General features: G+C 65.2%; 23 protein-coding genes. 10 read left to right on the top strand and 13 right to left on the bottom strand.

Annotated elements, in window-relative coordinates; translation table 11 throughout:
• Nucleotides 1-78: 78 nt before the first annotated feature.
• Nucleotides 79-1,200, bottom strand: a complete 1,122-nt coding sequence (gene ada, locus ACS8Y6_RS17125; protein WP_440856132.1) for a bifunctional DNA-binding transcriptional regulator/O6-methylguanine-DNA methyltransferase Ada — start codon at nt 1,198-1,200, stop codon at nt 79-81.
• Nucleotides 1,201-1,417: 217 nt separating this feature from the next.
• A complete protein-coding gene (locus ACS8Y6_RS17120; protein ID WP_440856131.1) occupies nt 1,418-2,878 on the bottom strand; it encodes a PLP-dependent aminotransferase family protein in 1,461 nt (486 codons plus the stop codon).
• A 103-nt stretch (nt 2,879-2,981) separates the two neighbouring features.
• On the opposite strand from ACS8Y6_RS17120, the gene ACS8Y6_RS17115 reads away from it, so the two are divergent.
• The gene (locus tag ACS8Y6_RS17115) at nt 2,982-3,872 is read left to right on the top strand and encodes an EamA family transporter (protein ID WP_440856130.1); all 891 of its coding nucleotides are present in this window, start codon (nt 2,982-2,984) and stop codon (nt 3,870-3,872) included.
• Between the two features lie 112 nt (nt 3,873-3,984).
• Nucleotides 3,985-4,869 carry an ATP-binding protein gene (locus tag ACS8Y6_RS17110; protein WP_440856129.1) on the top strand — a complete coding sequence of 295 codons (885 nt, stop codon included), beginning with the start codon at nt 3,985-3,987 and terminating at the stop codon, nt 4,867-4,869.
• Nucleotides 4,870-4,895: 26 nt separating this feature from the next.
• Here ACS8Y6_RS17110 and ACS8Y6_RS17105 read toward each other — a convergent pair whose 3' ends face one another.
• The 3 genes from ACS8Y6_RS17105 to ACS8Y6_RS17095 form a co-directional block, all read right to left on the bottom strand.
• Nucleotides 4,896-5,450, bottom strand: a complete 555-nt coding sequence (locus tag ACS8Y6_RS17105; protein WP_440856128.1) for a SprT family zinc-dependent metalloprotease — start codon at nt 5,448-5,450, stop codon at nt 4,896-4,898.
• A gap of 303 nt (nt 5,451-5,753) precedes the next feature.
• On the bottom strand, nt 5,754-6,431 hold the full coding sequence (locus tag ACS8Y6_RS17100; protein ID WP_440849146.1) for a hypothetical protein: 678 nt from the start codon (nt 6,429-6,431) through the stop codon (nt 5,754-5,756).
• A gap of 94 nt (nt 6,432-6,525) precedes the next feature.
• Nucleotides 6,526-7,494, bottom strand: a complete 969-nt coding sequence (locus ACS8Y6_RS17095) for a helix-turn-helix transcriptional regulator (protein WP_440849145.1) — start codon at nt 7,492-7,494, stop codon at nt 6,526-6,528.
• Nucleotides 7,495-7,680: 186 nt separating this feature from the next.
• On the opposite strand from ACS8Y6_RS17095, the gene ACS8Y6_RS17090 reads away from it, so the two are divergent.
• The 6 genes from ACS8Y6_RS17090 (at nt 7,681) to ACS8Y6_RS17065 (ending at nt 14,164) form a co-directional block, all read left to right on the top strand.
• On the top strand, nt 7,681-9,099 hold the full coding sequence (locus ACS8Y6_RS17090; protein WP_440856127.1) for an SDR family NAD(P)-dependent oxidoreductase: 1,419 nt from the start codon (nt 7,681-7,683) through the stop codon (nt 9,097-9,099).
• The gene (locus ACS8Y6_RS17085) at nt 9,086-10,378 is read left to right on the top strand and encodes an ABC1 kinase family protein (protein ID WP_440849143.1); all 1,293 of its coding nucleotides are present in this window, start codon (nt 9,086-9,088) and stop codon (nt 10,376-10,378) included. The genes ACS8Y6_RS17090 and ACS8Y6_RS17085 overlap by 14 nt, the downstream gene beginning before the upstream one ends.
• 130 nt (nt 10,379-10,508) lie before the next feature.
• On the top strand, nt 10,509-11,849 hold the full coding sequence (locus tag ACS8Y6_RS17080; protein ID WP_440856126.1) for an arylsulfotransferase family protein: 1,341 nt from the start codon (nt 10,509-10,511) through the stop codon (nt 11,847-11,849).
• A 4-nt stretch (nt 11,850-11,853) separates the two neighbouring features.
• Nucleotides 11,854-12,165, top strand: a complete 312-nt coding sequence (locus ACS8Y6_RS17075; protein ID WP_440849141.1) for a hypothetical protein — start codon at nt 11,854-11,856, stop codon at nt 12,163-12,165.
• Nucleotides 12,166-12,236: 71 nt separating this feature from the next.
• Nucleotides 12,237-12,962 (top strand): hypothetical protein, encoded by a 726-nt coding sequence (locus tag ACS8Y6_RS17070; protein WP_440856125.1) that lies wholly within the window; start codon nt 12,237-12,239, stop codon nt 12,960-12,962.
• Nucleotides 12,959-14,164, top strand: coding sequence for a sulfotransferase (locus ACS8Y6_RS17065; protein ID WP_440856124.1), 1,206 nt, complete (start codon nt 12,959-12,961; stop codon nt 14,162-14,164). Before ACS8Y6_RS17070 ends, ACS8Y6_RS17065 begins: the two co-directional genes overlap by 4 nt.
• 49 nt (nt 14,165-14,213) lie before the next feature.
• Here the strand turns inward: ACS8Y6_RS17065 and ACS8Y6_RS17060 are convergent, their stop codons facing one another.
• The 3 genes from ACS8Y6_RS17060 to ACS8Y6_RS17050 all read right to left on the bottom strand — a co-directional run bounded on the left by ACS8Y6_RS17060 (nt 14,214) and on the right by ACS8Y6_RS17050 (nt 16,365).
• The gene (locus ACS8Y6_RS17060; RefSeq protein WP_440849138.1) at nt 14,214-14,621 is read right to left on the bottom strand and encodes a GlcG/HbpS family heme-binding protein; all 408 of its coding nucleotides are present in this window, start codon (nt 14,619-14,621) and stop codon (nt 14,214-14,216) included.
• A gap of 185 nt (nt 14,622-14,806) precedes the next feature.
• Nucleotides 14,807-15,340: a cytochrome b gene (locus ACS8Y6_RS17055; RefSeq protein WP_440856123.1), complete on the bottom strand. Its 534-nt coding sequence runs from the start codon at nt 15,338-15,340 to the stop codon at nt 14,807-14,809.
• Between the two features lie 104 nt (nt 15,341-15,444).
• On the bottom strand, nt 15,445-16,365 hold the full coding sequence (locus ACS8Y6_RS17050) for a LysR family transcriptional regulator ArgP (RefSeq protein WP_440856122.1): 921 nt from the start codon (nt 16,363-16,365) through the stop codon (nt 15,445-15,447).
• 96 nt (nt 16,366-16,461) lie between these two features.
• Here ACS8Y6_RS17050 and ACS8Y6_RS17045 point away from each other — a divergent pair, with 96 nt between their 5' ends.
• Complete coding sequence (locus ACS8Y6_RS17045; protein WP_440849135.1) at nt 16,462-17,061, top strand: LysE/ArgO family amino acid transporter; 600 nt, start codon at nt 16,462-16,464, stop codon at nt 17,059-17,061.
• A gap of 212 nt (nt 17,062-17,273) precedes the next feature.
• Nucleotides 17,274-18,218, top strand: coding sequence for a type I pantothenate kinase (coaA, locus tag ACS8Y6_RS17040; RefSeq protein ID WP_440856121.1), 945 nt, complete (start codon nt 17,274-17,276; stop codon nt 18,216-18,218).
• Between the two features lie 225 nt (nt 18,219-18,443).
• On the opposite strand, the gene ACS8Y6_RS17035 is transcribed toward coaA, so the two are convergent.
• The 5 genes from ACS8Y6_RS17035 to ACS8Y6_RS17015 form a co-directional block, all read right to left on the bottom strand.
• Nucleotides 18,444-20,432, bottom strand: a complete 1,989-nt coding sequence (locus ACS8Y6_RS17035; RefSeq protein WP_440856120.1) for a proton-conducting transporter transmembrane domain-containing protein — start codon at nt 20,430-20,432, stop codon at nt 18,444-18,446.
• Nucleotides 20,425-21,249 (bottom strand): NADH-quinone oxidoreductase subunit NuoB, encoded by an 825-nt coding sequence (gene nuoB, locus ACS8Y6_RS17030; protein WP_440856119.1) that lies wholly within the window; start codon nt 21,247-21,249, stop codon nt 20,425-20,427. The genes ACS8Y6_RS17035 and nuoB overlap by 8 nt, the downstream gene beginning before the upstream one ends.
• A gap of 69 nt (nt 21,250-21,318) precedes the next feature.
• Nucleotides 21,319-22,809: a hydrogenase large subunit gene (locus ACS8Y6_RS17025; RefSeq protein ID WP_440856118.1), complete on the bottom strand. Its 1,491-nt coding sequence runs from the start codon at nt 22,807-22,809 to the stop codon at nt 21,319-21,321.
• Entirely contained in the window at nt 22,806-24,281 is a 1,476-nt protein-coding gene (locus tag ACS8Y6_RS17020) for a proton-conducting transporter transmembrane domain-containing protein (protein ID WP_440856117.1), read from the bottom strand. Before ACS8Y6_RS17020 ends, ACS8Y6_RS17025 begins: the two co-directional genes overlap by 4 nt.
• Nucleotides 24,278-24,958 carry a hydrogenase gene (locus ACS8Y6_RS17015; RefSeq protein ID WP_440849129.1) on the bottom strand — a complete coding sequence of 227 codons (681 nt, stop codon included), beginning with the start codon at nt 24,956-24,958 and terminating at the stop codon, nt 24,278-24,280. Before ACS8Y6_RS17015 ends, ACS8Y6_RS17020 begins: the two co-directional genes overlap by 4 nt.
• Nucleotides 24,959-24,962: the final 4 nt, after the last annotated feature.

Genomic DNA, 24,962 nt, shown 5'->3' with positions numbered 1-24,962 from the left:
CTTGCCGCAAAACAGCGCTTGGCGCGGACGCGGACGAAACGGCAACAGGCCCTCGCGGACGGCACGCCCCGGCACAGTCTAATTCTTGCGCTTGTTCTCAGCCGCCCGCGCCGCAGCCGTCGTTTGCGCGCGAGCGCCTGCCGGCGGATTGGGGTCCTTTGCTTCGCGCTCAAGCAGATCGCGCTTTCGCGCGACGCCCCATCGGTATCCCGACAGCTGTCCGTCGGTCCGCACGACACGATGACACGGAATCGCGATTGCCAACGGATTGGAAGCGCAGGCCCGAGCGACCGCGCGTGCGGCCTTGGGCGAACCGATTCGCTCGGCAATCTCGGCGTAAGTCGCGGTCTCGCCGCAGGGGATTGTTTGCAGTGCCTGCCAGACGCGCTGCTGGAATACGGTGCCTTGCAAGTCCAGCGGGAGATCGAGGCCGCCCCGGGGCAACGCCACGAACCCGACGACACGGGCGACATGGGCTTCGAACTCTGCATCGCCGCCAATCAGGTCGGCGCGCGCAAATCGATCCTGCAACTCGCGCACGAGCGCATCGGCGTCGTCGCTGATCGAGATGGCACAGATCCCGCGCGCCGTCCCGGCCACCAGGATCGCGCCGAAGTCGGTTTCACCGACAGCGAAGCGGATGACGTGATCGGCGCCACCGTCGCGATACGACCTGGGGGCCATGCCGAGTGAGCGACCGGCCGACGTATAGAAATGACCGCTCGAATCGTAGCCGGCGTCGAATACCGCATCGGTCACGCGTTGCCCGTTGGCAAGTGCGGCGCGCACGCGCTGCTCGCGACATGCGATCGCATACTGGCGCGGCGTCATCCCCACGGTCTGTTTGAACAGCCGATGAAAATGGAACCGGCTCATGCCGACGTACGCCGCGATCTGGGTCAGTTGCGGTGTCTTCTCGCTTTCCTCGATCAATCGACAGGCACGTGCAATCGTGTCGGCCTTGCGTTGCGCCGGCGCGATCCGGTCGGGCGTGCATCGCTTGCAAGGTCGAAAACCGGCCCGTTCGGCCTGGGCAACGCCTTCGAAAAACACGACATTCTCAGGCCGCGGCGGCCTTGATTTGCAGCTCGGCCGGCAGTAAACACCCGTCGTTTTGACCGCATAGACAAACGCGCCATCGGCGCGGCCATCGTTGGCCAGGACCGACGCCCATCGGCTTTCATCGCGCTCTGTGCTCATCTCTGGCTGGCTCGATATTCGGGTACTGGCAATCAATCTACATCGACAACAAGCACGATGCGCTTTGAAAATTGCTCTGTAATTCAGCGAGCGAATGATCGGCGGCGGCGACCACGGCCCACCCCGCTGTCGCCCGCGATGCAATGCCGGCCATGGCTGTACGGAATGTGCCGCGCAACCGCCGCATGGCCGCGCCGACATGCTGACAAAAACCCGCTCAGCGTAACGCGTCAATCACTTTGCCGAGCCCCCTGATCGCCCTGTGAGTGGCCGCGTTCCATGGTTGCGCGCAGTTCAAACGAAAATGACCGGCAAAACGCGATCGGTCGGAAAACAGAGTTCCCGGCGCGATGCTGATGCCGAGTTCCAGTGCGCGGCGATGGAGGTCCCGTGAATCAACGGGATCCGGCAACGCGATCCACAGCAATATGCCACCACTCGGGCGGTTTACACACACGTCATCCGGCCATTCGCGATTAATCGCGTTCAGCGTGCGTTGAACGGCAACACCCGCACGATGTTGCAACAGGCGCAGGTGGGTGAGGAATTGGCCCGTGGCCAGAAACTCGCTGAGTGTCAGTTGCGCCGGGCCATTGTTGGCCAGCGAACTCGCCATTTTTAGTTTGACAATTGTTTCCCGGTATCGCGACGACACGATCCAGCCCAGTCGATACGCAGGCGAAAGTGTTTTGGAAAAGGAACTGCAATAAAGCACCGATCCATCGGTATCAAATGCTTTCAGCGGCTTCGGCCGGGTCGATCGGGCATGCGTCAGATCACCATAGATATCGTCTTCTATCAGCGGAATTTGCCGGGCCGCAAGCATGTCGACCAGAGCCTTCTTGGCTCGATCCGCCATCACGAACCCCAGCGGATTGTGATGGTTGGCGCTGATCACAAATGCTTGTGCCGATCGTTTCCGGGCGATTTCTGCCACAGTATTCAAATCGACCCCCGTCTCGGGCGACGTCGGCAACTCCAGGACTTTCAAGTCCAGACTTTCCAGAATCAACGGGATGCCGTAATACACCGGCGATTCGATGGCGACGGTATCGCCGGGTCGGGTCACAGCCCTCAGCGCCAGCATCAACGCCTCGGTACAACCGTGGGTGATGACGATATCGTCAGGATTCACGGCACACGCCGCCGCCGTCATGTGGTGGGCGATACCCTGTCTGAGCGGTCTATGCCCCTGGGGTTCCGTCACCAGATGGGCGGTTTGAATGGCCTGCCTGACCGTTCGGTTACTCAGTCGCTGCAGCTTCGACAGCGGTAGAAGCTCGGCGGCAGGGGCGGCGGAACCGAATTGAACCGTCGCCTGCTCGGCCGTGCAGGAAAGCACCGTTCGGATCAGGCTCGCGGCATCCACATCGCGCGCGCTCGATAGATTTCGATAAAAATACGCTGGCGTGCTCAGCGTTCTCCGGGCTGCCACATAAAAGCCTGACCGGTTCCGGCTTTCGATGACACCCTGCGCTTCCAGGGCCCGGTAGGCGCGCAACACGGTCCCCCGGCTGACCTCGGCGCGCCGGCTCATCGCCCGAACGGACGGCAATACATCCCCGGTCTGCAGCGCGCCATTGTCGATCTGGCGCCGCAAACAATCGATCAGGTCCTGGTATCTGTATCCCACCCGGGCAAGCCGCTCATTGCTGTTCCATACCCAATGACCGGTCACTGTACCTGTTCCAACCGCATCAGGAGGCATACGGTTTCATCTGAAAAAACGTCGCCTGCAACGCCTCGTTCGCGCGCGGGCCCGGCCTGAAAATGGAAAACGAATGAAAACCAGAGACTTGTTACTGGGCATATGCGTCATGGCGATCTGGGGTTTGAACTTCTCGGTTATCAAGCTCGGGCTGGAGAGCCTGGACCCATTCCTGCTGGCCGCCTGCCGTTTTCTTCTTTCCGCGATCCCGCTCGTATTTTTTGTACGCAAACCCAACGTACCCATGGCCATCATCGCCAGCTACGGCTTGCTGTTCGGTGTCGGGCTCTGGGGCATCGTGACACTTGCCATGCAAATGGGCGTGTCGGCCGGCATTGCCTCGCTCGTGCTACAAATCAGTGCCTTTTTCACTATTTTGCTGAGTGCGTACTGGTTCGGCGACCGGCTCTATGCGAGCCACTGGGTCGGCATTGGGCTGGCGGCTGTGGGGCTTGTCTGTTTGCTTGCGCTGACCCCGGGCCGGCTTTCCGTCCCCGGCTTGCTACTGGTGATCCTGGGCGCACTGTCATGGAGCGTCAGCAACCTTCTGGTCAAGCAATACCGGCCAGTGCCGATGTTTTCATTCCTGGTCTGGTCGAGCCTGTTTTCGCCCGTGCCGCTCGTGTGTCTGGCCATTCTGACCGAGGGCTATCAACCGCTTGAAGATTTCGCCGCGCAAGTTGACGGCCTCGCGCTGTTTTCGATCGCATTTCAGGTCTACGTGACGACCGTATTCGGCTACTGGGCATGGAACAAGCTGATTAGCCGGTATGCACTCTCGCAGGTCGCCCCGCTATCGCTGCTTGTGCCGATCTTCGGTCTCCTCGGCTCAGCCGCGATATTCGGCGAGGCTATCGGCTATGGAAAAGTCCTGGCCGCCGTTCTGATTCTTCTCGGCCTGGTCCTCATCACATCGGCGCAATGGATCAGACAGCGATCGATATTGCGCCCATCGACCGGCTGAGCGCTGCCGAACAAGGTGACGCCGGCCCCCACTGACCGGCGCCTCGCCGTGTCTTTCAACCCGGCAGCGGACGCGTCTTCATCCGCGGCCGGGCATTGGCTAGACTGGCCGGATGCAAAATACAGACACGCTCGATCAGATCCTGTCCCAGCTGACCCGGCTGGCCGATACCGCCGAAGCGCGACTGGCCGATGAGCGCAGCGCGCTCGGCGGCGATATCGACTGGTCGGCCCATGCCTTCCGCTGGCGTGATGATGGCCGGCTGCAGGCGATTGCCGCGCCCAGCACCATGCCGCTCGACCGCCTGCACGGTGTCGACCGGCAGAAGGAACGACTGGTCGCCAACACCCGCCAGTTCGTGACCGGCCGGCCGGCCAACAACGCCCTGCTCTGGGGCTCGCGCGGGACCGGCAAATCCTCGATGGTGCGCGCGCTGTTGTCCGAATTCGCCGACGACGGGCTGCGCATCATCGAGGTGCCGGCGCATCGGCTGGTCGATCTGCCCGACCTGGTCGCCCGGCTGGGCGGGCGCGACGAGCGCTTCATCGTGTTCTCGGACGATCTGTCGTTCGAGGCCGGCGACGGCAGCTACAAGGCGCTCAAGGCGGTGCTCGACGGCTCGCTGGCGGCCGCGCCCGAGAACGTGCTGATCTATGCCACCTCCAATCGGCGGCATCTGCTGCCGGAGTATCAATCCGAGAATCAGGCCTCACAGACCGTGAATGCCGCGACTGGAGAAATCCATCACAGCGAGGCGGTCGAGGAAAAGATCTCGCTATCGGAGCGGTTCGGGCTGTGGCTGTCGTTCTATCCGTTCGATCAGGCCCACTACCTCGCCATCGCGGCCCGCCATCTGGCGGCCTACGGCATCGACGCCGAAGTCGGCACCGATCAGCCGTGGGAGCGGGCGGCGCTGCAATGGGCACTGGCGCGCGGCAACCGCAGCGGCCGCACGGCCGAGCAGTTCGCACGCGATTGGGCGGGCCGCGACGCCTGACGCGCCGTTCGGCGCGCCCGGCCGCGTCAGCCGGGCGCGTCGGGCTCGGCGTATTTCAGCCTGACGCCACAGACCCGGCAGATGTAAGCGGTCCCCGCCCGGGCTCGCTTGTGCCGGATACTCGTCAGCCAGGCCGGTTCGTCACAGCCACAGGCGTACCGATAGCGCCTGAGCTGGCGCGTCGGCTGCGCGGGCAGTGCGTGGCACGGCGAGGCATCGACGCCGAAAGCCTGCATCAACGCCTTCCATTCCGCGCCGTGGGGCTTGGCGCGGCGACCGTAGAGCCGATAGATCGCCACGTGCGCGACTTCGTGCGGCACGGTTTCCGCCAGCATCTCCTTCGGATGCGAGGCCAGCAGCGCGGCATTGAGCCGGACGTGGCAGCGCCGGGTGCGCCGGGCGAACACGGCCTGGCCGGCGGCGCGGCCGCGCAGATCGAAGCGCACTTCGGGCACGGGCAGCCGGCGCGGGCTGGCGCCGGTGATCTCGCGCGCGCGGCCGATCCAGTATGCGGTCAGCTCGCGGGCGCGCGCCTGCAGATCGTCGGCGTCATCGAGTGCCAGGGACTGTTGCCGTTTCATACGAGGCCCGCGTTGGTGCCGCAAATCGTGCCAGGCAAGGCGCGAGCTGCCGGTCGTGGCGGGCCACGATCAAGATGAGCAACGCCGCATGGCGCGATTTGCGGCACCAACCCCTTGGGACAGCGGCCCTTGGGCCGCAATCCAGCGTTGCCGCTCGCTTGTGTAGAACGACTACACCGCACTCGCGGCGCCTCGCCTTGCAGCCCAATGGCCGCTGGCGCGGTCTCGTATGAGGCGGCAACAGTCCCTGGATTGTGCTGAACAGGCCGCGCCATCGAAACCGTGGAGACAAAGTATCGGCACTCAGGATACCCGCTTGTGCCCGGTTTTGCCGCCGGCCGGCGCCTGGGTGAAGGCCTGCACCTGGGCCAGCGCGAGACGCTGGCGGCGAACCCAGTCGGCATCGTCCAGCTTGCCGCGCACGTTGAACGGAAAGCGCCGGCTCATCTCCGCGAGCCGGCGATCCGCGGCCTCGGCGGCGGCGCGCAGACGGTCGTGTTCGACGCGCAGCGCGACCACGTCGTCCGGCAGGCCGGGCCCGCGTACCAGCGCCCGGGTTTCCGACCAGGCGGCCACCAGCGCCGAGCGATCGCCGCTGCGGTAGGCGCGCAGGATCCGGGGCCAGAGGCTGGCGCGCGCGTCGTCCGCGGCCGCCGGGTCCACCGCGGGATGCGCCACGGCCACGAGCCCACGGAAGATAGTGCGCACGTCATCGGCCTCGGCGCGCGACAGGCTCGGCCACTCGCTGCGCGCGAGCACGCGCTGGTAGCGCGGCGCGGCCGCCGACTCGGCCAGATCCACCGCCAGATCGCCGAAGGCACGCCAGTAACGGGCCGCCCATTCCGGGCCATCGTGATAACGCCAGTCGTATTCGATCGACAGGGCATGCGCCAGCTGCCGACGCAACTCACGCGTGGCGACGCGCAGCTCGTCGTAGGCCGGATGGGCGCTGTGATGGGGGGCAACTCGACGGTTCGACATGGTCAGACTCCTGTGTCGCGAATGTCGCTGTTTCGACTCAAGACACAGCATGCAACGGCCGGTGGGTCAGAATACGACCCTGAGCTGTAAAAATTTACAGTTCGTAAATGGCCGCGGCGTCGGCCAGCCGCCGGGCGGCGGCCTCGCGCAAGGCCGGCGGCGCGACCACCTCGACCTCCGGCCCGTAGGCCAGCACATCGCGCAACAGTTCCTCGGCCGCGGCGTACGGCACGCGCAGCTCGTAGCGACCGTCGTCGCGCCAGGTGCCGACCTGGTCGGGATGCCACTGCTCGTCGGCCACCCAGCGTGCCGCGGCGGCGGTGAAGCACAGCACCGCGGTATGCGCGGCCTCGCCGGAGAAGATGCCGTACCCCCCGCCAAGCCGGGCGTCCAGCGTGGTCGCGTCCATGTCGGCGGCCGGCGCGTCACTGATGACCGCCGACTGGATCCGGTCGATCGAGAAACTGCGCAGGCCATCCGAGCGGTGGCACCAGGCATCCAGATACCAGTTATCGCGATAGTAGACCAGCCGCTGTGGCGAGACTGTGCGCTCGCTGATCACATCCCGCGCCCGGCCGTGATAGCGCATCGCCAGCCGCCGCCGCATGGCAGTCGCCGCGGCCACGTCGGCGAACGCCGGCCCCGGGCGTCTCGCGGTCGCGCGCAGCACGCGCGTGCGCGCCGACAATTCGCCGGTGCCCATCGCCCGCGATTCCAGAATCCGCTCGAGCCGGCGCCTTACCGGCGCCAGATCGGCCGACAACAGCCCGGGTTCGAGTGTTTCCAGCAGCTGATCCATCGCCAGCAAAGACACCAGCTCCGCGGCATCGAACCACAACCCCGGCAGCTCGAAGCGCGCATCCGCTTCGCCGTGATAGTAGTAACCGTTGTATTCGCGGTCGTATTCGATCGGCGCATCGAGATACAGCCGCATCTCGCGGATAATGCGTTTGACCGTGGCCGGCGAGCATTCCAGGCGCCGTTCCAGCGTGGCCTTGGGGATCGGGTGATGCGCGCCGGAGAGTTGCTTGTGCAGCGCGTAGATGCGGTCGAAGACGTTCATGCACCGAGTCTCGCATGTCGCCGCCGCCGTGATGAATGCCGTTTCCGAGTGAACTTGTCGGCCCACGGCGGTCAGACGGTGGAACCCTTGACGCCTGCGGCAGGGAATCGCTTGCAGCGTCGCCCTGCAGTGGACAGACTGCCCGAACGGAATCCGACCAATGTCGCAGACCATTACTGCGCGCCCATGACCGAAATCGACACCCATGTCATCGCCGACCGACCGCCGAGCGACGCGTTTCGCTACCTCGCGGACTTTTCCACATGCGAGCAGTGGGACCCGGCGGTCTATCGCGCGGACAAGCTCAGCGCGGGCCGGCCCGCGGTCGGCAGCGAGTTCCGTGTGATCGTATCGCTCGGCGCCCGCCGCAAGACGCTGCGTTACCGCATCGACGCGATCCAGCCCGGCCGGCGCATCGAACTCGTGGGCCGTGGCGCCGGCATCAAGACCTTCGAAACGTTCACCGTGAGCGCCGAGGATGGCGGCCGCCGATCGCGCATCGATTATCAGGGCCGCTTCTCGTTGCGCGGCCCGCTGGCCCGGGCGAAGCCGATCCTGGCGCCGGCCATCCGGCGCATGGTGTCGCGCGCGGCGCGAGGCCTGGCCGCGGCGCTGGCCGTCGACACCCGAACGCCGCGCCAGGGCTGGCTCAGCTATGCCGCCGACCGGGCCATCCTGCCCGGCGAAGCGCTGTATACCGATCGCGGCTATTTCGCCATGCCCGACCGCTCGCACAGCGAATTCATGGACGGCAAGCGCGTCGTGGTGACCGGCGCGACCGGCGGCATCGGCCGCGCCATCGCCGCGGAATATGCCCGGCTCGGCGCGCATGTCACGCTTGTCGGGCGCGATGCCGACCGCCTGGAGGCGGCGGCCGAACACGTGCGCGGTTTCGCCGGGGCCGCGCCGGACGCCGTGGATGTGGTCGAGGTCGATCTGACGAGCATCGCCGCCACACGCCGGGCCGCCGCGACCATCGCCGAGGATGCACCCAGGCTCGACGTACTGGTGAACAACGCCGGCGCGCTATTCAACGAGTACGGCGTGAGCGATGACGGCATCGAACGCACCGTGGCGGTCAATCTGGTGGCGCCCTTCGTGCTCACCGAATCCCTGATCGGCCCGCTGCAGGCCGCCGGCGGCCGGGTGATCAACATGGCCAGCGGCGGCATGTATGCGGTCGGCCTGGATATCGACGCCCTGTCGCCGTTGCCGGCGAACTATGGCGGGCTCAAGGCTTACGCCCGGGCCAAGCGGGCGCTGGTCGCGCTGACTGCGCACTGGGCGCGCCGCTACGGCGACCAGGGGCTACAATTCAACGCCATGCACCCCGGCTGGGTGGACACACCCGGCGTGGCACGATCGCTACCGCGCTTTCATTTCGTGATGCGCCCGGTGTTGCGCGATACGCGCATGGGCGCCGACACCGCGGTCTGGCTGGGTGCGGCACGGGCCGCGGCCGGGCTCAACGGCGCCTTCGTGTTCGATCGCAGGCCGCGGCCAACCGCGCTCGTGCCCGGCACCCGGGTCAAACCCAGCCAGGCCCAGAACCTGTATGGCTGGCTTCGCAACACCACCGGTCTGACCCCCCATGGCCTCGGATAGCGACGACTCGAAGAAACGCCGCCGGCGCATTCTCGGCGCCGGCATCCGTACGCTTTCTCGCGGCGCGATGCGCGGCATGCCGGGCTACGACCGCGCCAAGAGCCTGCACAAGACCGGCCAGGACTGGTACGACACGCTGGGCGGGCTCAAGGGCGCCGCCATGAAGCTCGGCCAGATCGCCTCGCAGTATCAGGACCTGCTGCCGCCGCAGCTGACCGAACAACTCGCCCGCCTGCAACGCAACGCCGAGCCCTGGCGCTTCGCCGATCTCGAGCCCGTGCTCGAGGCGAACTGGACCGACGAACAGCGCGAGATGATCGAACACATCGACGAGAACGCGATGGCGGCGGCCTCGATCGGCCAGGTACACGCCGCGCAGCTGACGGATGGGCGCGCGGTGGTGATCAAGATCCGTTACCCCGGCGTCGCCGACTCGATCGATGCCGACATCGCCAACCTGGGCCGGCTGCTCAAGTGGTCGCGCTTCCTGCCGATCGGCGGACGCGAGCTGGATGGCGTGCTGGGCGAGCTGCGCGAACGGTTCGTCGAGGAAACCGACTATCGCCGCGAGCTGGTCAACCTCAAGCTGCTGCGTCAGCTCGAACTACGCGACTTCGAGCTGCCCGAGCCGGTACCCGAACTCTGTACCGAGGCGGTGCTGGTCACCACGCGGCTCGATTCGGCGCCGCTCGAGACCGGCCAACCGGCACTCGGGGCGGCGGTGGTCGAGGCGATCAATCGCCAGGTCTTCGAACTCGGCGCCCTGCACGCCGATCCGCATCCCGGCAATTTCGGCATCACCGCGGCCGGCACCATGGCACTCTACGATTTCGGTTGCCTGAAATATCTGGACCAGCCGACCCGGGTCGCCATGCGCGATATCCTGACCGCCGCCATGGCCGAGGACTGGGCGGGCGTACACGATGGCATGGAACGGCTCGGTGCGGTGCCCGAGGGCAGCTGGGAACGCCATGCCGAGGTCTATCGGGAAATTTATGCCCGGCATGCGGAATCGGCCCTGGCCCCGCTGCGCGACCGCCGGCCCTATGTATTCGAACGCGACGAGTTGATCGATTCCATCCGCGCCGAGATCGGGCGTTCCATGGGTTACTGGCGTTATTTCAGAGCAGCGCCGAACATGGTTTTCGTCATGCGCACGCTGTCGGGGCTGTACTGGATATTGCGCAGCATCCATGCCGAAGTCGATCTGTACGGCGAACTGGAACGCATCGTGGCCGGCGAATACGGCCCGCCTGTACAGACCGACGAAACCCGCTGACAAGCCGCCCGGCGAGCGGCTAATCGGCCGTTCAGCCTGCGCGTCTATGCTATAGCCGTAAATCACAATCAAGGCCCGAGCTCACCGCCCTGACGGCGGCGAGCGGATGCCGATAACAGAGATTTCGGGTATGGAAAAAGGCGATCGGGCGGGCTTGACGGCCTTTTTCATAGGTTGTCTGTTCTTCGCATTTCTGGGTGGCGCTTATATCGTTCTGGCCCAGGTCTTTCCCTATAAATTTCTCGACAACGCCTATCGCGCCGGGTGGGCGCTCGTGCAGCAGAAGCACACGATCGACAACCCGTTCACGCAAACCGATCAATGGCGCAAGGCGCGCAGCGACAAGCGCGGCACCACCCTCTACGACCCGAAGCGCGCCTATAACGGTTATACGCTCTACACCTCGGGGGGCCGCACCACGGCCTATCTCATCGACATGCAGGGCCATGTCGTGCATCAATGGCACGCCGATTACTCCAAGCTCTGGCAGACCACGCCGGACGGGCGCGAAGCCCGGCCCGACAAGCTGATGTATTTTCGCAAGGCGGTGATGTACCCCAACGGCGACCTGTTGGCGATCTTCATCACCGCGGGTGATACGCCCTGGGGCTATGGCCTGGTCAAGCTCGACGCCCACTCGAACGTGATCTGGAAGTATCACGGTGCGACCCATCACGACCTGTATCTGACCGACGACAATCGCGTGTTCGTTCTCACCGATGCCTACCGCGACCAACCGGTGCCGGGCTTCCCCAATCTGAAAACACCGTGGCTGGATGATTATCTGGTCGAACTCAACGGCAAGAACGGCCAGGTCATCAAGAAGATCTCGATCTTCGACGCGCTGTGGCATTCGCGCTACCAGGCCCTGCTCGGCGCCGACCCGAGTTTCGCCATGGAGGACCCGCTGCATACCAACAGCGTGCAGTATCTTGGCAACGCGCTCGGCAAGGCATTCGCGCCGGCCCGGGGCAACGGCGATCAGGTGCTGTTGTCGACGCGGCATCCCGGGCTCGCCGTGCTGCTGGACGTCAAGTCCGGCCAGGTAACCTGGGCGCTGAAGGGGTCGTGGCTGGGCCAGCATTCCATGCGCGCGTTGCCGAACGGGCATTTCACCATTTTCGACAACTATGGCAACTTCGAGACGCACAACATGAGCCGGATTCTCGAGGTCGACCCGACCACGCACGCGATAACCTGGCAATACGAAGGCAATGCGCAGCACCCGTTTTCGAACCTGCTGCGCGGCGCCGTGGTCACGCTACCCAACGGCGACCGCCTGATCACCGAATCCGACGGCGGCCGGCTGTTCGAAGTCGCGCCCAACGGCGACATCGTCTGGGAATACGACAACCCCATCCGCGGCGGCGACCACAATCAATACATCCCGGTGGTGTCCTCGGGTCAGCGCATCAAGCCCGATCAACTCGCCCCGGCCTTCCGCCGTTCGCTCAACACCTCGCAGGAGTGATGTCATGTCCCATCGCTGTTCCAACGCCCCCCGCTACAGCACATCGCTCAAACTGGGGATCACGCTGCTCATCCTGCTGGCGCCGTTCGCGGCGGCCCAGGCCTATGTCGGCCCCGGGGCCGGGCTCAGCCTGCTGAGTGCGCTGTGGGGCCTGCTCTGCGCCATCGGCGCGGCATTCCTGTTCGTGATCCTGTGGCCGATCCGCCGGCTGCGTCGCAAGCGCCGCGAAGCCCGACAGGCCCGCGAGCAGCATGCAGACAACGCTGACAAGCCGGCGACCACCCAGACATCCGAACAACCGCGCGATCCGCGCTGATACCCGCCCCGCCGATTGCCCCGGCCGCCCGCTCCGGCGGCGTGGCCGGGTTTCGAGGCAAGGAAGCTTCCATGGGCCTGTTCAATATTCTCTCGCCGGTGTTCGGCGCCATCGACGGCGCCGCGGCATCCCTATTGCCGACCCCAGTGCGCCTGGCGCTGTGGGCGGCGATTCTCGCCGTCAGCACGATGCTGCTGTACAAGGGACTATCGCCCCAGGCCCGCATCGGCACCGCCAAGCGGGAGGCCCGCGAGGCACGGCGCAAGCTCAACAGCTTCGACGGCGAGTTCGCCGATGCCGGCCCGCTGATCCGCGACCAGTTCCTCACCGCCTTCAAGCACATCGGCCTGGTCGTACCCGGCACGATCATCGCCGTGTTACCGCTGCTGTGCTTCCTGGTCTGGGCCGACAATCATTTCGACTACAGCCTGCCGGCCCACGGCAGCGCGCCCGACGTGGCCACCGTGCCGGCCGGTGCTTCGGGCGTGAGCGCACACTGGGACGCGGGCCGGACGCCGCCCGCTGTCTCGCTGGGTGGCAACGGCACCACGCCGCGCGCCTATCCGATGACCGCGCCGGTGCCGATCATCACCAAACACGGGGCCTGGAATTGGCTGGTGGGCAATCCGCTCGGCTATCTGCCGGATGACAGCCCGGTGGAGGCGGTGCGCATCGCACTGCCGGAACGGGAATTCATTCACTTCGGACCGTCGTGGATGCGCGGCTGGCTCGCCGTGTTCATTCCGGTGATGTTCATCGTCTCGCTGCTGATGTTCAAATGGGCCAAGATCGAATGAGCGACGATACCCGCAGCACCACAGTGCGCACGCCGCGCTCCGCACCGAGCGAATCGGCCATCGCGAGCTTCGCGGTGCCGACCTGGATGCATCGCGTCGCCGGCTGGCAGGAACGCCATCCGCGCGCTGCGATCCGGCTGGGCAACTTCGATACGAAGACGGCCTCGGAAGCGATCGAGAACATCACGATCGAGGCGCCGATCTACATCGCGGGGCTGGCGCGTTCGGGCACCACCATCCTGCTCGAACTGCTCGCCGAGCATCCGGACGTGGCCACCCACAAGTACCGCGACTTCCCACCAGTGTTCACGCCCTGGCTGTGGGATCGATGGCTGGCCCGGGTGCCGGAAAAAGACGAATCCGCCGCCGAGCGCGCCCACGGTGACGGTATCGCCGTCACCTCGCACAGCCCGGAAGCATTCGAGGAAGTGTTGTGGATGGCGTTCTTCGAGAACAGCCACGACGCCGCGCATTCGAATCGTCTGACGCGCGAGACCTCGAACCCCGAATTCGAGAAATTCTACGCCGACCATATCCGCAAGATTCTCGCGATACGTCACGGCAAGCGCTATGTGGCCAAGGGCAACTACAACCTCATGCGGCTGGCGTATCTACAGAAGATGTTCGCCGATGCGCGCTTCGTGCTGCCCGTGCGCGACCCGGTCTGGCACATCGCCTCGCTGATGAAGCAGCAGACCCTGTTCGAGGCCGGCGAGAAGGCCCATCCGCGGGCGATCGATCATCTGCGCCGGGTGGGCCATTTCGAGTTCGGTCTGGATCGACGCCCCATCAACACCGGCGACGCCGAGGCCGTCGAGCGCATCGAATCGCTGTGGCAGGCCGGCCGGGAGATCGAAGGCTGGGCGCGTTACTGGGCCATGGTCTACGGCGCGGTGGCCGACCAGCTCGCCGACGACGAGGCGCTCAGGCAGGCCACGCAGATCGTGTGCCACGAGCCGCTGTGCAATGACTCACAGCGCGTGCTCGCGGATTTCTATGGTCACTGCGGGCTGACGGTGGACCCGGCCACGCTGGACGCCGCCAGCCAGCGGCTGCACTTGCCGGATTACTACAAGCCCGCCTTCGAAGCCGACGAGATCGGCCTCATTCGCCAAATCGCCGGCCCGGTGGCCGAGCGCTTCGGTTACGACCCGGCACGGCTCGGTGAGCGCGACCCGATCCGTACTGAAGCCGAGATATAGGTTCGCGCCGAAATCGGCCCGGCCACAAGGCGGCCGGGCCTGCAAGCATTCAGCCCGTCACGGCGGCGACACCGGCCTTGGCCGTTGCGGCGTCCTGGTCGGGCTTGACCCCGGACACGCCCACGGCACCGGCCACCTGACCATCGACCACCACCGGTACGCCGCCGGTCATCGTGCCCTTCAACCCGGGCACCGACAGAAAGGCGGCGCGCCCGCCGTTGATCATGTCCTCGAAAACCTGGCTTTCCTTGCGGCCCAGAGCGGCGCTACGGGCTTTCTCGGTCGCGATGTAGCTGCCCATCGGCGCGCAGTCATCCAGCCGGCGCAGCGCCAACGGATGCCCGCCATCGTCCACCACCGCGATCGCCACGTTCCAGCCGTTGCGCTCGGCCTCGGCCTGGGCGGCATCGAGAATACGGTTGACATCATCCAGCGTGAGCACGGGTTTATGCTGCATGTTCTGATCCTTTTCGCTTGTGGTGAATCACTACGATGGCCAGGCCAATACGCGATGCGCCAACGGGCCGCCGGTGCCCAAGCCCATGGAAACCAATGAGCCTGACGACACCGGCCCCTCGACCATAATGGACCGTCGGCCGGCGTGTCTTGCCAGGCACGCCGCAAGAGCCGGCCACGGGCCTTTCAGGTCATGCGCGCGAGCGTGTCGTCCTTGCGGATCACGCGATGATAGAGCATTCCCAGCAGGTGTAGACCAACCAGCACAAGAATAGTCCAACCCAAGTAGGCGTGCAGGTCTGCAACGAAATGGTCGATTCCGGGCGCTTTACCCACGAGGCTCGGGATCGGAACGGCGCCGAACCACATATAGGTCGAACCATGATCAGTCACAAGTATATAGCCGATAATAGGCTGGCAAATCAGCGCGAGATAGAGCAACCATTGGTTCAAATCCGCCAGCCAGGCCAAGCCTGCCGGCATGCCGGCGGGCTTGGCCGGCGTGTCTGTGAGAAAGCGCACACACAGCCGTGCCAACATAAGCCAAAATACGGTGACACCCAGTGCTTCATGCCAGAAGAAAAAACTCTTGGTGGCATCGACATGAAGGCTCGCACCCAGCAGCCCCAACGGCCATAAAACGAACACAAGCACCGCTACCAACCAGTGAAATGCCTTGGCGGCGGGATGGTAATGGTGTGGTCGCGTCTCTACGTTCATGAAGTCTCCTGTCAGCCGGCAGTCGGCCGGCGCCGTTCTTTGATCTGATCGTGCCAAGAGTATGAACAAGTAGCGAGGCACGAATATGAAACGCGCCGTTGACGTTATAGCAACGAATCGACGGCCGCCCCTGCGCCGGGGCCGGCCCGCAGGTGCCGCGCCGCGGCGGCCGTCACGGCATCAGTCAAGGGCGCCAGCACCGTTTCCAGCCGCCGAACGTAATGCCAATCCAGCGGCACGTCGAACGGTGTATCCACCAACAGTTCATGCAAACGCCCGCTGGACAAGGCCTTGGCGACCAGCGCTTCGGGATTGAGCCCCCATCCGACCCCGGCGAGCGCCGCTTCGACGAAAGCGTTGGCCGAGGGCAGACGGTGGCCGAGGCCCGGCTCCACCGGCGCGACATACTGCGCCGCCCAGCGCGCCTGCAGGCGATCGAGCGTGTTGAACGACAGCGCGGGGGCGGCCTGCAATGCCTGCGCGGTCACGCCGTCGGCGAAATGCTGCGCAAGGAACGCCGGCGCGGCCGTCGCGCGATAGCGCAGACAGCCCAACCGCCGGCGATCGCAGCCGCCCACGGGATGCGTCTGCGCCGTCACCGCCGCCATGACCTCACCGCGCCGCAGCCAGTCGGCACTATGGTCTTCGTTGTCGATCACCACATCCACGCGCATCGATTGCAGAGCGGACAGCGCGTCGACGAACCAGGTCGCCAGGCTGTCCGCATTGACCGCCACCCGAACCGTCGGCCGGGTGGCATCGGGCGCCGGCACGCCCAGCCGGTCGAGCGTGTCCCGCTCAGCCAGGGCCACCGCCTCCGCGTGACGCGCGAGACGCTCGCCGTGGGGCGTGGCCTGGCACGGCATACCGCGCGCGATCAACACCAGGCCGAGTTCGTCTTCCAGACGGGCGATGCGCTGGGAGACCGCGGACGGCGTGACGTGCAGTACCCGCGCGGCCCGTTCGAACGAGCCATGCTGAATCACCGCCAGGAGCGCCGTGAGCCGCGCCGAATCGAGCTGCATTAAATTTTCTTAATTGGCCTCAATTACTTTAGCTTTCCTGTTGCGGTTCGCGGATGCAAGTTGCTTGTCTTCATCCTTCGCATCGGCCGCCGATCCATGCCCTTTTACAGCGGTTTCGCGCTCGGTCTCGGACTTATCGCCGCCATCGGCGCGCAGAACGCGTTCGTTCTGCGACAGGGCCTGGCCGACCGGCATGTGCTCGCGATCTGTCTGTGCTGCGCGCTGTCCGATCTGATTCTCATCACCGCGGGGGTGGCCGGGATCGGCCGCGTTGCCCAGGCGCACCCGGCCTGGATCATGGCGCTTCGCTACGCGGGCGCGGTGTTCCTCGCCGCCTATGCCCTGGCCAGTGCCCGCCGTGTGGCGCTGGGGAACAGCGGCCTGACGCCCGGCGCAACCGGCGACGCCTCACTTGCGCGCACCCTGGCCATCGCTCTGGCGCTCACCTGGCTCAATCCGCATGTTTACATCGATACGCTGCTGCTGCTCGGCACCGTGGCCGCCACCTACGGCGACCAGCGCCTGCGCTTCGGTGCCGGGGCGATCTGCGCCTCGTTCGTCTTCTTCTTCGCACTGGGATTCGGCGCCCGGCGGCTGCGCGGGCTGTTCGCCCGACCACTGACCTGGCGCATCGTCGACGGCGGCATCGCGCTATTGATGACCGTGCTCGCGACACGTCTGGCCCTCGGGGCATAACGCGGTCGCCGGCGTGCGTGATCGCGCCATGCACGCGGGCACGACGCGCGCCGGCACGCCCCATCCCCGGCCAGCCGGACCATGGCGTAATGCCCGCCGCACCGACTCGCGCCTGCCCTCGAATACCGCGCCGCGCGTGACCTGCCCCTGTTCAGCCCGCCGCGGATGGCTATACTGGCCCGATTTGATTTTGGCCACGGGGGATCCGAACGATGTCGACCCGCTCGGTAGACAGCCCCTACATGCAGTTTTCCCGGGCACAGTGGGCGTCGCTCCGCGACACCACGCCCATGACGCTGACCCCGGATGAGATCCGTACACTCAAGGGCATCAACGAAGCGTTGTCGCTCGAGGAGGTGGCCGAGATCTATCTGCCGCTGGCGCGTCTGCTCAATCTCTACGTGGATGCCAACCAGCACCGCAGCGCGACGCTGGACCGTTTTCTCGGCAACCGTGACCGCCGACCGCCGTTCGTGATCGGCATCGCCGGTAGCGTCGCGGTCGGCAAGTCGACCACGGCCCGTGTGCTGCAGGCCCTGCTCAACCGCTGGCCCGAACAACGCAACGTCGCCCTGGTGACCACCGACGGTTTCCTCTATCCGAATGCCACCCTGGAAGCGCGCAATCTGATGAGCAAGAAGGGCTTCCCGGTGTCCTTCGATATCAATCGCCTGATCGAATTCGTATCGGATTTGAAGGCCGGCCGGCCCGGGCTCGAGGTGCCGCTGTACTCGCACCTGGTCTACGACGTGCTGCAGGATCGGGCACAGATCGTGGATCAGCCCGATATCCTCATCCTCGAGGGGCTGAACGTGTTGCAGAGCGGGATGGACTATCCACAGAACACGCATCATGTGTTCGTATCGGATTTCATCGATTTCTCGATATTCGTCGATGCCCCGATCGCGCAACTCAACGAGTGGTTCATCCGCCGCTTCATGACCTTGCGCGACAGTGTCTTCTCGGACCCGCATTCCTATTTCCACAAGTACGCGGATCTGTCCGACGCGGAAGCCGCAGCCACGGCGGACCGCATCTGGCGCGAGATCAACGAGGTCAATCTGCGCCAGAACATCCTGCCCACCCGCGAGCGCGCCAGTCTGATTCTCAACAAGGGCCCCGAACACGCGGTCGACAGCATCAGCCTGCGCAAATAATCGGCCGTGCACGGCAAGCGCGACCGACCCGACCCGGCCCGGCCCGGCCAAATCGAGACCGAGCCGCTGGACGAGCTCGTGCCCGGCTGACGCGCGACCCAGGCAGCTCGATGCCCTCGACACGCCCGCACCGGCGTAGATCGAAGCCTATGTCCGACGCGATCTGCCGCCCCGGGCCCCGCGCCGTACTGCCGGATTCGCAGCATCGGTCATATTGTTTGCCGTCTACGCCATAGCCAGCACGATGCCCAGAACAGCGACCAGAACACCACCGATCAAAAAAAGATAGATATTCAGGTGGCCGGACTGCAGGGCCCTGAGCCTCTGACCCAGCCAACGTACCAGCCGCACCATCGGATCGAACAACCACGGCCCGAACACGGGGGCCAGTGCATAGCTGAAGTTGAGCTTTTTCGGAAAATAGCTCGACACTTCGTGCTCGCTTGAAGCGGTGGCCGTGGGGCGATAGACGAAGCCATAGTAGCGCTGCAAGGCGTTGGCAAACGTCAGCGCGGTGGTCGCACTGCTGGCCGGTGCGGCGAGGCCGCCAAACCAAATGGGCACCCGCCTCGGCTTCAGTCGGGCCAGCCCCAGGACCAGCAGTGCGGGTATCAGGCTGTAGGCGGCGAGCGCGATCGTCAGCTTGGTCGGCGATATAAAAGCGAAACCCTTGGCCAGCGGGACCAGCAGCCAACCGTGGCGCATCAAATCGGTAGCGGACGCGCCAAAACGCAGGCTTGTCGCCGGCCCAAGAGCGTCCAACCACCACGGCATACCGATCGCCAGCACGAGCACGGCGATACCGAGCCAAACCACATTGACGCCGATCGGCTGCCGGTCTGGAGCTGTGGGTTCCGGGCGTCCCAGCAAGCCAAGCCCGATGGCTTTGACGAAGGTCGCCACTCCGATCGCACCGGACAGCGCCAATCCGGCCCCCGACAGCACCAGGGCAATCCGGGCATTTAAGGTATCCAGACTGAAACCGTGGAACAGGATCTGGAAGCCGAACCATTCGCTGATGAAGCCCGGGGTCGGCGGTACGGCGGCCAGGCTCAATGCCGCCAGAAAGGCGCCGGCCGTCATCCAGGGCATCAATCGCACGAGCCCGCCCTGTCTTAACCCGTAGCCGCGGCCTGCCCGAAACGCGGCATCGGACGCCAGCAACAAGCCCGATTTCGCCAACGTGTGGCCGGCCATATGCAGCAAACCGGCCACCCAGGCCATACCGGCGAGATGATTATTGCCGTGAAGCTTGAACAGTAACGCCGAACCCGCCAGCGATACGGCGATCGCTGCATTATCGGCGGATGAAAAAGCCAGCAGACGGCGCCAATCGTCCTGTTGGAAGGCATATAGCGCGGCAAGAATCGCGCTGACCACCGCCACCGCCAGAACGAGCTGCGCCAGACCGGCGTGTGCATTGCCGCACCAGTCGAGCAAACCGCGCACCAGGGCGAAGTACGCTGCGTTCAATACGATGCCGGATAAAATAGCCCCGCTCGCCCCACTGCCGCTGGCATAGGCATCGGGATACCATTCGTAGAATGGCAGCAATCCGAGTTTGGCGCCGAAACCGACCAAAAGCAGCAACGCAACGATAAAACCCGGCCAGCCGGACAATGCGAATCCCGAAAAAACGGTGTGACCGCTGGCCGCGGTGAACCAGAGCACGGCGGCGAAGAGGGCCACGCTGCCGACTTCCAGCAGGCCCAGCATGAACAACACGCCGCGCCCACTGTCACGATCCGGTTGCTCGGCCAGCAGCATCAGGGCTGCGCCGAGGCTCATCAACTCCCAGCTGATCAGAAACGCCGTGCCTTCCTGAACGCCGAAAACGCCGATAGCGCCCAGCAGACTGATGGCCACGCCGCTGTACCAACTCGGTCCACGCGCCACCGGCGAGTCGGAACACACGGCCGCAAAGGCGCCCAGTGCGCCGAACAACAGCAGCCATAGCGCGGCACCGTCGAATTTGATCGGCGTGCCGGCAGCGACCGGATTGAACGGCAAATAGCCCACGATCGGTGTCTGGGCCATAAGCGCTCCGACAACACCCGCGAGCAAGGCAACGAGTCCGGCCAACAGCCCGAGTCTGGCCAACCCACGCCCACCCCGGGCAAAGCCGGCAACCAGAGCCGCCAGCCAGGCCATTGCTGCGAGGGCAACAAGGTCGACATCGCCGATGCCTGTGGTCACGGCGGCATGATCAGTCATCCAGCTGCCCTCCCCGCATATGCTGTTCGGCCCGCCCGACGATCATCAGCAGCGCATGAATCAAGGCGGCGGGATTGGGCGGACAGCCCGGCAGATAGACATCCACCGGCAGAATCGGGTCCACGCCGACACCACTGGCATAAGTGCCGCCGACCGCCCCGCCGGAGACCGCGCAGGTCCCGGTCGCCAGGACCCAACGGGGCTCCGGCATGGCTTCGTAGGTTGCCTGCAGGGCGTCGCGCATCGCATAAGTCACGGTGCCGGTCACCAGCAGCAAATCGGCATGACGCGGCGATGCGGTAAAAAATATTCCCAGCCGGTGCAGGTTGTAGAACGGATTGTTGAGCGCCTGCAGCTCGGATTCGCAGCCATTGCAGGAACCCGCGTCGACATGCCGGATATGCAGACTGCGCCCGAACACGCGGCGGATACCGGCGGCCAGTTTCTGTTCGGGCGATGCGCCGTCGTCGTTATTGGCATCGGCGTCAGCCGGCCGCCAATGCAGGTCGTCGCGCTCGCGCACGCCCAGCGCCCAGTCGTTGGAGGCCGTCAACGCCCCGGTCGGACAGGCTTCGACACAGAGCTGGCACGCGATGCAACGGCCGTAGTCGATATCGAGCGCCGGCTCGCCGTCGGCCCGGAACTGGATCGCATCCGGCAGACAGACGTCGGCGCATTCGCGACAGCCGTCGCGGCATTTTTCCGGATCGAAACGCGGCATGCCGAGCACGCCCCCCTGGCCATGCGCATCGCCGCGCGTCGGCCAGGCGGTCGTCGCACGTCCGGCGCGCAGTCCAAAAAGAGTCCATAACGCCATGGCTGGAGCCCCCTTAATCCGTAAAGTGAACGCCCTGCGCTGTTCGACCCGGCTTTTGCGTACCGCTGTTCATCGGTCGCAACCGGCGATGGTCAGGCCGAAGCTGGCTTCGTTGATGGCGTAGTCCATGATGTCGCCGCCATGCATCGTGAACGGGAACACACGCCAGTTGGAAAATGACGGCGACTTGATCTTGACGCGGGCAAGACGCCCGGCGGCATCGGTATGCACGGCGTAATAGAGCGCCCCGCGGGCGCCTTCGACCCAGCCCAGCCCCGACCCCAGGGCGGGCAGCGTCAGGTCGGTGCGGATGGGCCCGTCCAGATTGAGCCGAGCGAGACGCTTGACCATTTCGAAACTCTGCTTGAGTTCCGCGGCGCGCACGCGAGCGCGCGCCAGGGCATCGCCACGATCGTCGGTGGGAATCTCCAGCGGGAGATCGAGATACATCGAATACGGATGATCACGCCGTAGATCGCGGTCGAGCCCGGAGGCGCGTTCCACCGGGCCGGTTGCGCCTTGGTCGTAGGCGACGTCACGCGACAACACGCCCGTCTCGATCAGTCGATCCATATAGCTCGGCGTGGATTCGAGATGCTGCAGATACTCGACTGCCTCATCGGCCAGCGCCCGCACGTCGCCCAGCGCATCGGCATCGAGCGACAGATCACGCCGCAGCCCGCCCGGCACAACGATGCCGCGCAGGAAGCGGCTGCCCGTCAATTTCGCATTGATCTGCTTGGCTTTTTCTTCCAGCAACCGGCCCTGAGCGTCGCCGACATACAGCGTCGTAGTGCTGGCCAGATGCGCGAAGTAATGCAGGTGATTGTAGATTCGCTCCAGTTCGCCGAGCAGCGTCCGTATCATTTCGGCGCGCGGTGGTATCCCGGCATCGGCCATCGACTCGATCGCCCGGCAGTACGCCCAGGCATGGGCGAAACTGCCCACCCCGGAAACCCGCTCCGCCAGCACGGTCCCCAAGGCGGGCGCCACACCTTCAAAGCGTTTTTCCAGCCCCCGATGCTTGAAGAACAGGCGCGGCTGGTAGTGCAGGATGGACTCGCCCAGGTAATAGAAAATGAACTGGGCCGACTCCATGACGTCGGCGCGCACCGGCCCGAACGGCAGGCGCTGTACATCGCCATTGGCGGCGATTTCCGGCGCGTGCCAATCGCTACGCTCGAAGGTCAATGCCTGGCCCCGCGGGTGCGCCGGTTCCATCGGCGGATGTTCGGAACTTGCGCCTTCGTGCAGCACCAGAGGCGCCGATTGCGGCATGTCGTCGATTTCGAGCGCGAACAGATCGCGCATTTCGCGCTCGTACCAGCTCGCCAGCGGCACGATATCGGCCACGCTCGGCAGGCGTCCGTCGACAGGCTTGCAGCACCACATCTCGAACGCCCGGCCTTTCGCCGGCGCGCACAGATACCGCACCTCGAGTTCGTCGTCGGCGTCGCGCCGTGCGTAGATCATCTGCAGGCGGCCCTGGTCCCGCACAAGCTGCTGGCAGCGCGCCCGCAGCGCGTCGGCCGGCACCGTCATGTACTCGACTCCGTTCACGAGCCCCCCTTCGCAACCAAAGCGAACAACGCATGCAACGGCGCCGGCCACCACAGACCGAACACCAGCAACGGGATGAAGGCCAGCCACATCGCCAACACGTTGGTCCAGGGCAGGCGTCGCACACGGTCGGCGCCGACCGCGCCAGGCGCGGCGTCGGTTTCATCCGTCGTGTAGTACATGCGCCGGAAATGATCGAGGAAACCGATGAAGATCACGATCAGCAACACCAGCATGATCGCCACCGGCGCCGGCCAGCCGCCGACCCAGCCGGCGCGCAGCGTGGTGAACTCGCTCACGAACAGACCGAACGGCGGCGCGCCGGTGATCGCCACCGCGCCGGCCAGCCACAGGGCCCCACCAACGGGCGTGAGCCGCAATATCTGCCGGATCCGGCTCATGTCATGCGAGCCGAACAGCAAGCCGGCGTTGCCGGCGCCGAAGAACATCAGTGACTTGTTCAACGAATGGTTGAGCATGTGGTAGCAGGCCGCGGCCACGCCGAATACGCCACCGAAACCGAAACCCAGCGCCACCACGCCCATGTGCTCGACGCTGGAATACGCCATCAAACGCTTGGCATCGCGCTGGCGCACGATCAGAAGAGCCGCGACCGCGAGCGAAAGCAACCCTAGCGCCACCAGTACCCCGTGCGAAAGCCGTGTCAGATGCGCCGCATCGGCGATACGCAGCCCGCGCACGATGCCCACCATCGCGGTGTTCAGCAATGCGCCCGACAGCATCGCCGACACCGGCGTCGGACCCTGACTGTGCGCATCCGGTAGCCAGGTGTGCATCGGCGCCAAGCCGACCTTGGTGGCGTAACCGGCCAGGATCAGCAGAAAGCCCAGCGCCATGAGCACCGGATCGGCCTTGGGCGCCGCGGCGCCGAGCGCCGCCCAGGTCATGTCGTACCGGGGCCCGTATACGAAGGTGCCGGCCCAGTACCAGAACACCGTGCCCAGCAGCGCGAGCGTGATGCCCGCCGATACGATGATCAGATATTTCCAAGCCGCCTCGGTGCTTTCGGCCGAACGTTCGAACCCGACCAGGAACGTGCTCACCAGCGTCGTCAACTCGATCGAGATCCAGTACAGCCCCGGCTTGTTCATGGCCGGGGCAATAAACATGGTGAGCGCGAAACCCGCGAATAGCGCGTAAAACACCCACAGGCGATCATGATCTGCTTCGACGCGCATGTAGCCCAGCGCATAGATCGAGGCCAGCAGATACACCACGGCCACACAGAGCAGCACCCAGCAGGCGAGCGGGTCGAGCAGCACATAGCCGTGCCAGCGCGCGCCTGCATGGGCGGCGGTTGTGGCCACCAGCCCGATGGTGGCGCCCAGCGAGGCCACCGCCGACAGTAGATTGATCCACTCGGACCACCGCGCGCGCCGCAGCGAAAGCGCCACCAGAATCGCCAGCGCCGGCGCGCCGAGCGTGATGGCGTAACAGATCGTCTCGCTCATCCGCGCAGCCTCCGCAGGTCCAGGCTGCTGGTGCTGCCCACGTGGGTGACGAGGTAGCGGGTCAGCACGCCGAAACAGGCGACCGCCACCAACAGATCGAACAGAATCACCAGTTCCAACAACAGCGGCATGCCCGGCACCAGGATCTGCGAGCCGAGAAAGATGCCGTTTTCCAGTACCAGCAGGCCGAGGATCTGGCTCATCGCTTCGTGCCGGACCGAGAGCATCAGAAAGCCGATCAGCTTCATCGACAGCATGACCGTCAGGGCAAGCAGAACGACCGTGTCCGGGTGCGCCAGACTGGCGCCGATATGCTCGGCCACCGCCAGCGCCAGCAGCACCAGCGCTGCGCCGATCACGAGCGCCGAGGACGGCTTGATGATTTCGTGCAGTTCGCGGTCCACGCCCATACGCCCGGTAATTCGCCAGAGCAGATACGGCAGCGCCAGACCCCGGAACAACGCGGTCAGCGCCGCCACCAGGTACAACTCGGGATAGCCGCCGTAATAGCCGACCGCTGCGGACAACAACGCGATCAGCCAGCACTGGCCGGTATAGGCCAGCAGATAGTTCTGCAGCCAGCGTGAGCCGAGCATGACGAACACCAAGATCAAGCTGGCGATTGCCAGCAAACTGAACAGCGAAGCGGCCAGCGGCGTGAAATGAATCGAGTTCACCAGC

This window comes from Salinisphaera sp. RV14 (assembly GCF_052044135.1).
Classification (GTDB): Bacteria; Pseudomonadota; Gammaproteobacteria; order Nevskiales; family Salinisphaeraceae; genus Salinisphaera.
The sequence above is the reverse complement of the archived record's forward strand: the minus strand, read 5'-3'. Positions and strand labels throughout refer to the sequence as shown.